This is a genomic window from Pelobacter seleniigenes DSM 18267 (assembly GCF_000711225.1).
Lineage (GTDB): Bacteria > Desulfobacterota > Desulfuromonadia > Desulfuromonadales > Geopsychrobacteraceae > Seleniibacterium > Seleniibacterium seleniigenes.
In genome coordinates, this window is sequence record NZ_JOMG01000002.1 from 1,609,617 (window position 1) to 1,623,817 (window position 14,201).

8 protein-coding genes are annotated in these 14,201 nt (G+C 56.2%); 1 reads left to right on the forward strand and 7 read right to left on the reverse strand.

Translation table 11 applies throughout. The features are described from left to right. Nucleotides 1–58: 58 nt before the first annotated feature. Entirely contained in the window at nucleotides 59–319 is a 261-nt protein-coding gene (locus N909_RS0110110; RefSeq protein ID WP_029914607.1) for a hypothetical protein, read from the forward strand. Between the two features lie 37 nt (nucleotides 320–356). Here the strand turns inward: N909_RS0110110 and hgcB are convergent, their stop codons facing one another. The 7 genes from hgcB to N909_RS0110145 form a co-directional block, all read right to left on the reverse strand. After that, nucleotides 357–734 (reverse strand): mercury methylation ferredoxin HgcB, encoded by a 378-nt coding sequence (gene hgcB, locus N909_RS0110115; protein ID WP_084167667.1) that lies wholly within the window; start codon nucleotides 732–734, stop codon nucleotides 357–359. Beyond that, nucleotides 661–1,752, reverse strand: a complete 1,092-nt coding sequence (hgcA, locus tag N909_RS0110120; protein ID WP_250697416.1) for a mercury methylation corrinoid protein HgcA — start codon at nucleotides 1,750–1,752, stop codon at nucleotides 661–663. Before hgcA ends, hgcB begins: the two co-directional genes overlap by 74 nt. A gap of 212 nt (nucleotides 1,753–1,964) precedes the next feature. Next, nucleotides 1,965–5,123 (reverse strand): transporter substrate-binding domain-containing protein, encoded by a 3,159-nt coding sequence (locus tag N909_RS0110125; RefSeq protein ID WP_029914614.1) that lies wholly within the window; start codon nucleotides 5,121–5,123, stop codon nucleotides 1,965–1,967. Nucleotides 5,124–5,348: 225 nt separating this feature from the next. Next, the gene (locus N909_RS24590) at nucleotides 5,349–7,697 is read right to left on the reverse strand and encodes a HAMP domain-containing methyl-accepting chemotaxis protein (protein ID WP_051689668.1); all 2,349 of its coding nucleotides are present in this window, start codon (nucleotides 7,695–7,697) and stop codon (nucleotides 5,349–5,351) included. 645 nt (nucleotides 7,698–8,342) lie between these two features. Further along, the gene (locus N909_RS0110135) at nucleotides 8,343–9,212 is read right to left on the reverse strand and encodes an aminotransferase class IV (RefSeq protein ID WP_029914617.1); all 870 of its coding nucleotides are present in this window, start codon (nucleotides 9,210–9,212) and stop codon (nucleotides 8,343–8,345) included. Nucleotides 9,213–9,504: 292 nt separating this feature from the next. Further along, entirely contained in the window at nucleotides 9,505–11,097 is a 1,593-nt protein-coding gene (locus N909_RS0110140; RefSeq protein ID WP_036683072.1) for a TolC family protein, read from the reverse strand. Then, entirely contained in the window at nucleotides 11,094–14,183 is a 3,090-nt protein-coding gene (locus tag N909_RS0110145) for an efflux RND transporter permease subunit (RefSeq protein ID WP_029914621.1), read from the reverse strand. Before N909_RS0110145 ends, N909_RS0110140 begins: the two co-directional genes overlap by 4 nt. Nucleotides 14,184–14,201 lie beyond the last annotated feature (18 nt).

A 14,201-nucleotide genomic window follows, 5' to 3' on the forward strand; every position in this document is an offset into this window, starting at 1 on the left:
AACTAGCGCCATTCGGGACAGTATCTGATGCAGAGAGCCTCTGCAAGGAGCCAAGCTCATGGATTTTCAGCTGTTTATTGATTGGGCCAACAGTTTTTACCAACAATATCCTCTCTTTTGTTATGTCGTGGGCGGCATCTTGCTGCTCATGACCCTCTGGAAACCACGCAAGGTTCTCCGCAGCCTGCTGCTGGCCTTGGTCCTAGTTGCGCTGCTCTATATCAGTTTTTGGCTGATCGATTCCATCAATTTCGGCAAGGATCTCACGGAAAAAGGGATTCAACGGTCGGAACAGGCGATCGAGCAACAAGCGCAGTGATGGGGATAACAGTGACGGGAAAGCCTGCCGGCGCTGTTCAGCACCCCCCTTTGATCCGCAGGGAGAATTTTTCTTCCAGCCACTCAGACAACAGCCCGGAGGCGCAGCCGACCCCGGAATCGACGCTGAGCACGGCGACCGGGCAGTTGCGGGCGCAGGCACCGCATTCCATGCAGGCATCCAGATCGACAATTCTTGCCCGGCCGGATTCCAGGACCAGGACGGCATGGGGGCAGACTTCAACACAGCGGCCGCAGCCAATACAGTGCTCGGCATCCAGGCTCAGGGTGGCCACATTCTTGATATATCTGAAATTATCCATGGCGGATGTCCTGTTCCAGTTATGAAAAAAGTGCCCAGCCGCAGAGTAGGGCCGCGCAAAGCAGAGCGGCGAGCATGACGGGCAGGGCGATATTCATCTCTTTGCGCACCCCGGAGCGCGAGGTAAAGGGGGTGCTGCCGGTGAAATTCATGGCGTAAAAGGAGCTGATGCTGGTCAGGACGAGAACCGCTGCCGCAATCGCCGCCGGGCTGAACCCCGGCCACATGGCCCAGGCCCAGCAGGCGCTGCCGAGCAAACCGAGGAGCATCCCCTTAAAAGCGAAACTTGGCCCAGGCAGCCAGGGCAGGAGGATGGGGAGCAGAACCGTTCCGGTCAGGACCGCTCCGCAAAGTGCCGCAGCAGCAGCCAGGCCGAAGCTGGCCCCCCTGAACCACCATCCGACCAGGAATGTCACCACGCTTGCAGGCAGCGAGAATTGCAGCGAGTGAATCAGCTCGACCGGGATCAGCACCAGTCGCTGGCGCAGGGAGAAGATCAGTTTTCTCATCTCCGGAGTTGTGACCAGACCGTTATCCAGGTATTCGGGAAGGTCGGCAATATCAATGGCCGCATAGCGAATTCTAAAACCGGTTGCCCTGGTGACCTCGTGGGCAGCGATGCCCGGCGCGCCCAGGATCGGCAGGATGATAGATCGATTATCGATCAGTTCCTTGAGGGCGGTGGACTGAATGCGCCCGATCAGTTCCCTGGTTCCGAAGGAGCCCTTGCCCGCTGCACACCAGACATTGATCCCGTAAGTTTCCAGAACCAGGATCCAGACATTCCTGCCCCTGAGGGTGCTGCGCACCAGGTCGTAACTCATTTTATAGTTTGCGGTAACCACGACGGGAGCCAAAGTGTCGGGGTTTCCAACGGCGTATAAGCCCGGCGGGACAATGTAGGAATCCCGCCCGATCCCCCAACGGGCTTTCCAGCAGCCGAGGCGATCCCGCCAGCTGAGTTGGGATGAGATCCGGGGGACTTTGCCGACTGTTGTGGTCAGCCAGGATGTGAAGCCGGGGACCTGGTCATTGATTTCTCCGCCACCGGCGGAGTTCTCCGGGCCTCAGCAGGGGGGCTTGTCGATGTCGGTAACGGTTGTTTTCAAGATTTTTTACTCCATTGGTTCCAGCTCGGTTGGCTCCGGATGATGCTTCATGACCAGTGTTGCCTGGTGAGAATCTTAACGGTAGATATTTTCATTGCCAATATGCCTGATTCCGAATGCGGCCGTCCAGTCTGGAATCTTTGGCGCAGGTTGTTTTTCAACAGCCTGGCAAGGTGTTGGTTAGCGCAGCTGGTAGAAGTCGGGGAGAAAAGGAATTATTGCAGAACTCTGCTGATGGTGGCGAGTAATGCTGACATTTCCAACGGCTTCAGGCAGAACGCATCAATTTCGAGGCGCTCGATGTCCTCTTCCGACACTTTGGAGCTGTAACCGGAACAGAGAATGACCGGAAGATCCGGTTTGATGGCCTTGGCTTTGGCAATGAGTTCCGTGCCGGTCAATTCCGGCATGGTTTGATCGGTCAACAGCAGATCAAACTGTTCCGGGGTCTCCTTGAGTCTCTTCAGCCCGGCTGTGCTGCTGGTTTCGGTGGTCACCTGATAACCCACATCGGTCAACATCATGCTGATCATTTCTGTCAGCATCTGTTCATCATCGATGAGCAGGATATGTCCCGAGCCGGTTGGCAATTGCTGGTTATCGGTTTTTGGCTGTACGGAAGAGTTGGGTTCTGTCGTCAACGGAAACAGCAGCTCAAAAGAACTCCCCTGGTTCACTGTGCTCTGTAACCGGATCATACCGCGGCTTTTTTTGACAAATCCCTGGACAGTCGCCAGCCCCATACCGGTCCCCTGTTCCACGTCCTTGGTGGTGAAGAACGGGTCAAAGATTCTGTCAATGACTTGCGGCGCTATGCCGCAGCCGGTATCCGTGATCTTGATGCTGATATAGGACCCTGGCTGGCAGGAGTATTGCGGCAGAAGGTCTTGCTCCTGCAGGTCGGCAGTCGCCAGGGCGATGGTCAGGTCGCCTTTTTCCTCCATGGCATGAACGGCGTTGGTGCAAAGATTGATCAGGGCTTCCTCAAGTTTGGTGGAATTGGCTTCGATGGTGGCCACGGCAGCGCTCGAAGCGACTTGGTAGCATAGGTTGATGGTCGAAGGAAGGGTGGCTTTCAACAATTTGACTGTTTCTTCGATAACCATGTTCGGTTGGACCGACTCGATCTGTTCCGATTCCTTGCGACTGTAGGCAAGGATCTGCCGTACCAGATCACGGGACCGGCGCACCGCAATCTGGGCATTGTGGAGAAAGGTTTTGACCTCTTCGTCGGCTGAGTTTTTTCTCTGTGCCAGCTCCAGGTTGCCAAGGATAATGGCCAGATTGTTGTTGAAATTATGGGCAATCCCGCCGGCCATAACGCCAACCGCTTCCATTTTGTATTTCTGGCGAAGGTGATTCTCCAGGTTTTCTTTATCCTGCTGGGCCTTGTTGCGCTGGGTGATATCGCGCTCAATGGCGAGAATAAATTCCTGCTCATCGAGCTGCAGCGGACGCAGGGTGACTTCGACCGGGAAAATTTTGCCATCCTTACAGCGGTGGGAAACTTCGAAAGTGAGTGTTTCCCCGGGTTTCAGATTACGGATCGGGGCGTCCTCCGAGATCAGGTCCGCGCCGTCGACATCGAGCAGGTTGATGGATTTGCCAATGAGTTCGTGGCGTTCATAACCATGGTGGCGGCAGGCCGATTCGCTAAGATCGACAATGAACAAATCATCGTCTTGCCGCTGCAGAACCAGCGCATAGTCGGCAACATGTTCAAACAGAGTATGAAATTTCTGTTTTTCAGCCTGAAGGATTGCTTCGGTCTGTCTGCGAACGGCGATTTCCCGCTGCAGTTCAGCGGTTTTTTGATTGACCTGTTTTTTCAGGGTTCTGCTCCAGAGAGAGATCACCAGCAGCAGGATAAAGACTGGAGTAACACCGTAAATTACGTATCTGATGGTCGTTTTAAAACTGTTCTCGGAGGAGTCGTAGGGAGCAAACCATTTGGAATAAAGTTGCCGGTATTGGCCGTTTTCTTTGAGAATATGGAGTCCTTCCGAGAAATCGGCGAGGAGAGCTCCGTTGCCATGCAGGGTGGCGTAGCTGTATTCGGGGGAAAGAATCGATTTCTGCCCGACCAGCAGATTGTCCCAGTGGTGTTTTCTGATCCAATAAAATGCCGGGATTCGGGCGACTAAAGCACAGTCTGCCTGCCCATCGGCAAGGCGACGGAGGGCTTCTTCCTGGGTAGAGACGGTGATCAATTCCTTGGCCAGTCCCATTTTTACGGCCAGGTCGTGGAGGATGTCCCCCTCCATGACCAGAATGGATTTTCCGCTCAGTTGGCCGAGATTGGCAAAGGGCAGATCCCCTTTCCTGGTGATGATGGCATGGCCAACAACGGAGTGGGGTGGTGAAAAATCCACCACTTTATCCCGTTCGGGAGAATAGAACATTCCCTCAATAATATCGATGTTGCCGTTGGAGAGCCCCTGCCGAATGTTGTTCCAGGAGTCAAGTTCGATACTGATATCGAGATTCAACTGTTTGGCGATCGCCCGGGTCAGGTCGACGTTGAACCCGGCGGGCTGGCCGTTTTCATCCAGGTACTCATAGGGCGGGTACTGTTTGTCGCCACCGACGATGATGCGGCTTTTGGGCCTGACCAGCGGGGCGAACCATTTTTCGTGCAGCTTCTGAAAAGTGCCGTCGGCAATGACAATGGAAAGGCCTTCGTTGAGTATGCTTAACAGCTGCCGCTGACCTTTGGGGACGGCAAAGCAGAAGGATTGCACGAATTGCTCAAGGGGGGGACCGACCGCCTGGAGGTTTTTGAGGCTGTACTGTTGAAGCAGCTGGAAAGCCAGCAGTTTCTGGATGACGACCGCATCATAATGTCCCTGTGACAAATCCAGCAATGCCGTCGCAAAAGAGTCGGTCGGGACGATAGTCGCACCCAGGTTGCTGTGGCGCAGAAATTCTTCCGCGCTGTCACCACGTAACACTGCGACCTGTTTGCCACGGAGGTCGCTAAGGGAGTTGATCTCTTTATTGTCGGTCCGGGCGATGATGGTGCCGTGCATATGGAGGTAGGGGAAGGTGAAATCGAACAATTTTTCCCGCTCCGGCGTTCGCCCAACCAGCGGGAGAACTTGAATTTGCTTGTCAATCAGCTGCTGTTTGATCTTGGCCCAGGAGCCGGTGGTAAAGGTCACCTCATAGCCCATGGCCTGCAGCGTCGCTTTGAGCAGTTCGACCGAGAACCCGGTAGGTTGATTATTTTCATCGATCAGGCTGAACGGGGGATAATCAAATTCGGCGGCGGAAAGGATAGGAGATCGGTCGGTTGGCTGAGTTTGGGCAAAGAGGCCGGAGACCCAGAATAAGCAGAAAAAGACCGTTAAAATAAAAGCGCGTCTTGGCTTCATTAATCTCTCGGTTGTTAGACCAGATCTTCTTTTTCAGGCGATGTTCATGTCTTGGGAGGCTGAATTGTAGCAATAATTTTAAAAAAAGTTAATCGAAATTTCAACTGTCAAAGCTGCCTGATCGCGCGTTAAAGCATTCATACCCCGGGTTATGGTAGCGGATGCTACCATAACCGGAATAATCCACGCTGATTTCCGGGAGCGGAAACCAGCGCGGGAGAGGGGTCAGTATTTACCGAATTCGCTGTCCTCCAGAGGTATCTGCTGCTTCATTGCTATTCTCGGCTGGATGTTGTGGTTGCCCCAGCCGCCGGTCGGGCGGTTCTTCTTGCTGACAAACTCGACCTGGTTGGCACCCCGATTGTTCTTATCCAGAATGAATCTTTTCAGCATTTCGCGCATCTGCATGGCCTGGCTGGACAACTCTTCAGCAGCGGCCGCGCTTTCTTCGGCGCTGGCGGTATTCTGCTGGGTCACCTGGTCGATCTGGGTCAGCCCGGTGGTCACCTGGCTGATGCCCTGGGCCTGCTCATTGGATGCCGCAGCGATTTCCTCAAGCAGGGCCGCCACCTGGTTGGTCCCCTGCATGATCTCTTTCAGGGCTGCTGCGGTCTGCTCAGCCATCTGGTTGCCGCGGTCGGTCAAGACCACCGACCCTTCGATCAATTCTGCGGTCTCTTCGGCAGCTTTGGCACTGCGCGCAGCAAGGTTACGCACCTCTTCGGCTACCACCGCAAACCCCTTCCCATGCTGGCCGGCCCGGGCGGCTTCGACCGCGGCATTAAGGGCGAGCAGGTTGGTCTGGAAGGCGATTTCGTCAATGACTTTGATAATTTTGCTGATGTTCTGCCCAGCCTGGTTGATTTCCCCCATGGCCGCAACCATTTCCGCCATCTGCCGGTCACCCTTTTCCGCAGCTTGTTTGGATTCATTGGACAGCCGGTTGGCGGTAGAGGCATTTTCGGCATTGGTCCGGACTTGATTGGCCATTTCATTCATCGAGGCCGTTACTTCTTCCAGGGAGCTGGCCGACTCCGTTGCCCCCTGCGACAGGGCCTGACTGGCATCAGACACTTGGCCGGAGCCGGAGGCAATCTGTTCCCCAGCCACCTGAATCCCGCCGACCATCTCCCGCAGCCCTTCGAGCATTGCTTTCAACGCGTTGCCGAGCTGATCAGCAGAGGAGGCGATTTTGACCTCATGAGTCAGATCGCCCTGGGCAATGGCTTCAGCCAGTTCGCTGCGTCCCTGCAGGCTTTGGGCCATGCCGACCAGAACCGAGCCGAGCTCGGTGATTTCGTCGCGAGCCTGGTAGGCTTTGCATTGGCGGCAGTCGTTGTAGGTGCCGTTAGTGAGTTTGACACAGATCGGATTGGGGCCGAAGGAGCCGGTGTCGACCCAGCAGTGGACTTCCTTGCCGTAGCTGGGACAGTCCTGCTGGCTGCAGTTGCCAAGGCTTGAGCAATTGATTTTGGCGCCCATCGGCAGGCTCTGATCCCTGGTGTCACCCTTGCCGTACTGGCTGATCACGGTAAAGGCCCGATGCAACGGTTTGGTGATACTGCGGGTGATCAGGGTGGCAGCTGCCAGGCCGATCAAAGTGGCCATGATCAGTCCACCGATCATGGTACGGCCGGCGCTGCTTAATGCCTCGACGGCAACAGTGGCGATGTTCTGGGTTCCTTCCATCCCGGCGACGGCAACGGCGCGAGCTTCCTTGACCACCGCATCGCCGAGGTCATTACGTTGTTGGCCCAATTCATTGTTTTTGATCCAGTTGGCCAGGTAACTGTTCATGGCTGTTTGATAATCAGCGGCCGCCTGCTCGGTATTGGCAATCCGCTTCATATCATCCTGATGGGTGGTTATCTTTCTCAGCTCTGCGAACCTAGCCTTCATCAGGGCAAAATTTTCATTAGCGTCCTTGATCAGCTGCGGGTCCCGTTTAGCCTGAGATTTCCATGCGGCCAGCCGGGTTGCGTTGCCGACATTGACAATGTCATTGGCGATGGTGATTTTTTTCAGGCGTTCCAGTAAGTCTGCCGGAGAGGACCCTGCCGTGATTTGGTCGGTCATCTTTTGGGTTTGCCCGGTCAGATATTCTTCGCAGTTGGTCATGTATTGAGCTGCTGCGGCATCGAGATTCTGCTGATTCTCAGCCATGTTAGCGTTCACGGCGATGGTTTGATCGACCAGTTGCCGGTAAGAGGCAAATTCCGTTTCAACTTTTTCAACCGCCGGACGTAACGCCTTCAGGTGAGGCGCCTGGTCACCGAGGGCCTTGGCTGTGGTAAGACGTTCGGTCAGCATGGCCATGTTTTCTTTGGCGCTGGCGAGCAGGCTTTCATCTGCGGTGAATCCGTAGCCGCGCATGGCATACATGGTTCTGAATGAGCTGCGCTCGATCTTATTGGCAATATCGACCTCAGGAACATATTCCTGCTGCAGCATGACCGACTTGGTTTCGACTTTCTCCATATTGACAACGGCCAGAGCCCCGAGGACGATAGCGAGAATAAGCAGAACTCCAAAGCCACCGCCGATTTTTGTTCCTAACTTCAAATTTTTAAACATCAGTCGATCCTTTCTCCAAATTAAGAGGCTTGATTCATTCAAACGCAAGAGATCACTTCTGTTGCAAAAGCTTCCTGGCGGTCGTTGTTTTGCCAATGTTGCCAAACCACCGCCCTACATTCGTGGGGACAAGTCCTTTTTTATGACGGTAAATCGTGAGTAAATCCGGGTGTGCCCAGTTGATCAGTGCTTCATCACCTGACCTGGAACGAGTCACATTTAGGCCTTGCCGCCAAGAGGAAGAGACAGTTTTTCAGCTTTCGGCGGACAGGGCCGTTATCTGATTGTGGCGCTGTTCGTGTGGAGATCAACTCTCCAAAATAAAGCACAATTAATGCCAACTAACATTGTTGGTAATTCTCTGATTTTTATGGGAAAATGAATAGGTAACCGGGATGAGATGGAAGAGGAAAGGAAAGATAAGTTGCTTCTTTTTGACGACGGGAAAAGTCAATTGTTTAATAATACTAATAGAAATTCACGAAGGAAAAAAATCTTGCAGGTGCAATTATTATTGCATCCCTTACTGGGATAAATATCAATGACGATCTTCTAACACATTGATCAGGTGAACTGGGTCCTTGAAATTCGGTGTGAAACTGGTTCCCTGCCAGGACAGCTTTCAATTTGCCAGGGCTCTGCTTTTCAATTCTGCTTGGCCGCGGCCATCTCCTGGCGCAAGGCATTGCGCAAACTTTTGGCAATGGGGCCGACCGTCCCCTGGTTAATGGTAAAATCATCGACCTTGACCACCGGCATGACTTCCAGTGAGGTCGAGGTGATGAAAACCTCATCGGCAAATTTGAGATCCTGCAGTTTGAATTCACCGGTGACCACGCGCAGATTCAATTTCTGTTCACAGAGCCGCATGATAGTGGCCCTGGTGACCCCTTCCAGCAGCCCGGTCGAGACGTCGGGGGTGAAGACCCACTGTCCTTTGCTCCAAAAAATATTCGACGAGGCACCCTCACAGATGTGTTTTTTATTGTTGAGCATGATCACTTCGAAAGCCCCGGCGGCCCTGGCCTCAAGCTTGCCGAGCAGGCTGTTGAGGTTGCTGATGGCCTTGATCTGCGGGTTGATCGCCTCGGGGGCATTGCGCCGGGTTGCGGCTACCCGCAGCCGGATGCCCTGCTCATAGTGTTCAGCGCCGAAACCGGAAAATTCGCGGGCCATAATCAGGCAGGTCAGGTTGCTGTCCATATGGTGCTGGAAGCCGATCTCGCCGCGGCCCCGGGTGATGGTGATGCGGAAGTAGCCATGAGTCAGTTCGTTCAAGCGTTGTAATTCGAGCAGAATCTCTTCTAGGTCCTGCTGGGAGAAAGTCAGAGGATAGTTAAGGGCACGAGCCGACTGCAGCAAGCGTCGGTAATGCTGGTCAAACTGGTAAAGGCGGCCGTTAACTGAGCGAAAGCTTTCGAAAATTCCGTCACCGTAAAGAAAGCCCTGATCGAACACCGAAATCGTGGCTTGATCGCTGCAGATAAATCCGCCGTTGAGGTATACATAACCCATGCTTTATCGATCCTTTCCGGAGGTTGTGAGGGAGAGCATCTTCTTTGTCTCCAGATTTTACCATGAACGCAAACTTTGGAGACAGCCAGGAATGCGCGAGCTTAAGCAGCTTTGCAGTAAACTCGGGACTGTTCCCAGGGTCATCGGGGGCTGTCCCAAGAGTTTGCGAGCCATGAAACTGTAACGGTTAACACCGCAAAGGCCTGGGACAGCCCCCGTGCGGGGACAGTCCCGGTTTTGCTGCCAGCGACTCTTAAATAAGCGCCATTCATGACAGTCACTGCTTCCCCGGTCAATCGCTGACGACAACCCCGCGCCGCTCCAGCAGGCTCCCTTCGGCAAGATACAGATTGACCAGGGCAATGCGATAGCTGACCACCGCATCGATTTCGGCAATCTGGGTCTGCAGCAGGTCACGCTGGGCCTGGGCTACCAGCAGCGCAGTGCTGATACCGACCTCAAAGCGTTCCCGCTCGGCCGCCAGGGTCTGTTCCTGGAAAATCCGGGTGGTGTGGCTGGCAGCGATTTGTTGGCGGGTGCGTTCGACTTCGTTGGCGGCCAGACGCACATCCAACTGCACCAGTTGGCTGAGATTGGTCACGGCGGCAAGAGCCTGTTGCCGGGAGCTTTGGGCGGCCAGGTTACGGGCTTTGGCGGCACGGTTACCGAGCAGATAGCTAAGCTGCAGGCCGCTGGTCAAATCATAGGTGTTGCCGTCAAGATCGCGAAAAGCGGCGGAAAAGTTCTCCGCATAACCTGTTTTACCCAGGGCGATGAAAAAATCCAGGCGCGGCAGCAGGCCGTTACGGGTGACCAGGGTTTCCAGGCGATTTTGCTGCAGCCGCAGGCGCGCTTCATTGAGATCGGCGCGCAGCCGTTGCGCCAGGGCCAGGCGGTCGTCCAGATCGGTCAGCGGCTGGGCAGAGATGCGTGGATTACTGGTGGTTTCGATGGGCTGGTCATGATCATTCTCAAGCGAAGGGGTGAGCAGGCGCAGCAGGCGCAGCCGCCGTTCTTCAAGCAGACTGCGGGCATCGAGGAGCGCCTGAATGCGCAAGGCTTCTTCCGCTTGGGCGGCCGCAACTTCAATTTTAGGCAAGGTGCCGACCTCGATACGGGCCTCGATATCTTCCCGCTGCTGTCTGGCCACGGCCAGGGACGCTTCGAAAATGGCGATCTCCTCCCGGGCGAGGACATAATTCCAGTAAGCGATTTCTGTATCGGCCAGCAGGGTTTCGCTGAAGCCGCGTAGTTCATCCAGGCTGATCCGGGTCTCCAGTTCCGCCTGGCGGATGGACGCCAGGTTGACGGCAGGTCCCCGGCCGCGCAGCAGGGACTGGGTGATGCTCAGTTCCAGCCGGGCGGTCTGCTGTTCGGGTTCGCGATTGGAAATGGTCCGCTCATGGCTGACCGTTCCTTCAACAACCGTTCCCGTGGGCAACTCCTGGCGCAGCCCGGCGCTCGAGATGGTATCATCGCCCACGACATTGTACAGCTCGCCGCTGGAGCGGGAGGTTTCAGTGGCTTTTTCTTTATAGTATTCGAATTTGGCAAAAAGTTCCGGATCGTACCTGCCGCGTTCGATCTGGGCGAAGGTTCCGCTGATAACCGGACCAAAGCGGCGTACCTGCAGGTCAGTGTTGTTATGCAGGGCCAGCAATACCGCCTGCTCCACGGACAGCGTTGCCAGGTTGGCCGGCTCGGGGGATGTTTTTGGGGCAGAGGGTGGTTCAGTCAACACGGCAGAGAGGCTGTCCAGGGCTGCTGGCGGTGCGGCGACCGGTTCGCTGGTAAAAGGCGGCCAGCGGTCAACCGGGGTGCAGCCGGAGCTGAACAGCAACCAGACCAGGCCGCATAACAGGGCTGTCGATGATCTAACTGTCATGGTTTCGGCTCTTTGGGTTGAGGGTGGAAGAGGGAATAGACGACGGGAATCAGCACCAGGGTGATTAGGGTTGATCCGCTCAGGCCACCGATCACCACCCGGGCCAGTGGGGCCTGGGCATCCGCTCCTTCGCCGATCCCGAAGGCCAGCGGCATCAGGGCGAGGATGGTGGTCAGGGTGGTCATCAGGATCGGCCGCAGCCGGCGTCGTCCGGCCTCGGCGACCGCGTCCTCCACCGGCATTCCCCAGCGCACCAGCTGACCGGCCTGGTCGACCAGCAGGATAGCGTTGTTGACCACGATTCCTCCCAACATGATACAGCCGATGAAGGATTGCAGGTTCAGGGTGGTCTGGGTCACAAACAGGATGGCCAGCACCCCGACGGCGGAAACTGGCACCGAGACCATAACCACCAGTGGGTCGCGCAATGACTCATACTGGCAGGCCAGGACCATGTAGACCAAGAGCAGTGCCAGGACCAGGGACAGAATCAGTTCGTCGAAGGCTTTCTGCTGTTCTTCGTAATTACCGGTCACCAGCAGATCGTAACCGACCGGGCGGGGGATCTCATCGATGGCTGCTTGCACGTCGCCGGCCACCGAACCCAGATCGCGGTCGGTCACGTTGGCCTGGACGGTCACCAGCCGTTGCTGGTCCTTGCGATCGATCTGCACCGGACCGCGCGCCGCCTGATTGCTGACCATGTTGCGCAGGGCCACCTGGCTGCCGTCCGGGGTGGTCAGGGTCAGGTCGAGGATTTCGTCCAGAGAACGTTTTTCGGCGTCCTTGAGCTGGACAAAGATCCGGTAGGAATTCCCTTCAGCTCGGAACTCGCCAGCCTTGCTCCCGGCAATGGCGGTCTCCAGGATTTCGCTGACATCGCGAATGCTCAGGCCGAGATCGGCAATTTTGTTACGGTCGATCTGGATGTTCTGCTGAGGAATCCCGGCGACCTGGCTGCTTTCGATGTCAGAGATACCAGTGATGCCAGCGAGCCGCTGCCTGACCTGGTTGGCCAGGGAATCGAGCACCTGCAGATCGAAACCGCGCACTTCGACACTCAACCCCGAATCGCCGCCGAGGATCCGTTCGAGGAGAAATTGCCCCTGGGGGGCCCTGGTGCGGATGGTCATGCCGGGAATTTTGCCGCTCAGGCGCTGCCGCAGATCCGCGGCGATGTCCTTATTGGAACGGGTTCTTTGCCCGGCCGGGGCCAGGGACATGCGGATTTCGGTTTTGGCGGCGTCGCTCGGCCGCCAGCCCGAGGAGCCGACATTGATCACCGTGGAAATCGCCTCGGGGACGCTGCCGTAAACCAGCTGCTCCATTTTTCGAGCCTGGCGGTCCAACAATTCCAGGGTGGTGCCGATTTCCATTTCCCCAGTCACCCGAACTTCCCCCTCATCGCTTGGTGGCAAAAATTCGCTGCCGATAAAGGGCAACAGCAGCAGGCTGGCGCCGAGCAGAGACAGGGCCAGGAGCACGGTCGCCAGGCGCTGGCGTAAAATGCGTTTGAGCAGGTTGCGGTAGCCGTTATCCAGTCCTTTGAGCAGTTCGCCCGACCAGTCGATGAGGCGCATGATACCGGGCGGACGTCTGGCTTCCAGCTGGGCTTCGGTTTTGAGCAGGCGCGACGCCAGCATCGGCAGCAAACTCAGGGAAACCAGCAGGGAACAGACCAAGGCAAAGATGATGACGTAGGACAGCTCCTGAAAAAGGACCCCGGCTACGCCGCGCACAAATACCAGGGGGAGGAAAATTACCAGGGTGGTGATGGTGCTGGCAATGATGGCCGGGCCGACTTCCCGCGCCCCTTCTACCGCTGCAAAATCCGGGTCTTCATGGTTTTCCTGCTGGCGGCGGAAGATATTTTCCAGCACCACCACCGAGCTGTCGACCATCATCCCCACCCCGAGAGCCAGACCGCCCAGGGTCATCAGATTAAGGGTGAACCCGCCGAAATAAATCAGGGCAAAGGTGGCAATAACCGAAATCGGGATAGCCAGGGAGATGACCAGAGTCGAGCGAATGTTGCGCAGGAAAAAGAGCAGGACCAGGATTGCCAGACCACCGCCGTAGATGACCGACTGGGCGACATTGGCGATGGAGCGTTCGATGAAATTACCCTGATTGATGACCGGGATAATGCGAATTTGCGGGAAAGCGCGGTTGACCGCATCGATCTCGCCAAGGATGGCCTTGGCGACCTCCACGGTATTGGCGTCAGCCTGTTTGCGCACGGCCACCCGCAGGCCACGCTGGCCATTCACCCTGACGATCCGCTGAAGTTTTTCATAAGTATCACTGACCCTGGCCAGCTGTCCCAGAGTAACGGCAGCGCCGTCGCGACGGAAAATGACCGTATTGCGGAGCTGATCCAGGGAGGTGAACTCGGCCGCGGCCCGCAAGGAGACTTCGTAACGGCCCTGTTCGATTTTGCCGGCCGGCAGATCGAGGTTGGCGTCGCGAATGGCCTGCAACACCTGATCGAAGGGCAGGCTGAGGGCCTTGACCCGATCGGGGTCGAGCTCGACCCGGACTTCTCGTTTAAACTCTCCCCACAGATCGACCTGGGCGACACCGGGCAGGCGGGCAAAACGATAGCGGATTTGATCCTCGATCAACTGGGTCAGCTCAACCGGATCGAGATTGCTGGAAATGCCCATGATCACCACCGGAAAGCTGGCGACATCGAACTTGCTGACCCGGGGGCGGACAATGTCGTCCGGCAGTTCGTTGATTTCGTCTTCAAGCTTCGACTGGACATCAAGGGCGGCGGTATCGATATCCGTACCCCAGACAAAGCTGACCCGGACCGTGCTGTTGCCTTCGGACGACTGGGAGGTCATGTCCTTGACTCCGGGCACGGTGGCGACGATCTCTTCGATGATCTGAGTCACCAGCCGTTCCATGACTTCGGGGCTGGCTCCTTCATACTGGGTGCGGATGGTCAACGTCGGCAGTTCGATATCCGGGAGCAGGTCGGTTTTCAGGCGGCTGAGGGAGAAGGCCCCGATAATGACGATGATCAGGGTGACCATGGTGGTGAACACCGGTCTGCACACGCTGAATCCGGGAAGGTTCATGAATCCCCCCTGCTCATC

Coding starts and splice junctions, on each gene's coding strand:
- N909_RS0110145 (WP_029914621.1), bottom strand. CDS start 14,183: ATGAACCTTCCCGGATTCAGCGTGTGCAGACCGGTGTTCACCACCATG.
- N909_RS24590 (WP_051689668.1), bottom strand. CDS start 7,697: ATGTTTAAAAATTTGAAGTTAGGAACAAAAATCGGCGGTGGCTTTGGA.
- N909_RS0110140 (WP_036683072.1), bottom strand. CDS start 11,097: ATGACAGTTAGATCATCGACAGCCCTGTTATGCGGCCTGGTCTGGTTG.
- N909_RS0110110 (WP_029914607.1), top strand. CDS start 59: ATGGATTTTCAGCTGTTTATTGATTGGGCCAACAGTTTTTACCAACAA.
- N909_RS0110125 (WP_029914614.1), bottom strand. CDS start 5,123: ATGAAGCCAAGACGCGCTTTTATTTTAACGGTCTTTTTCTGCTTATTC.
- N909_RS0110135 (WP_029914617.1), bottom strand. CDS start 9,212: ATGGGTTATGTATACCTCAACGGCGGATTTATCTGCAGCGATCAAGCC.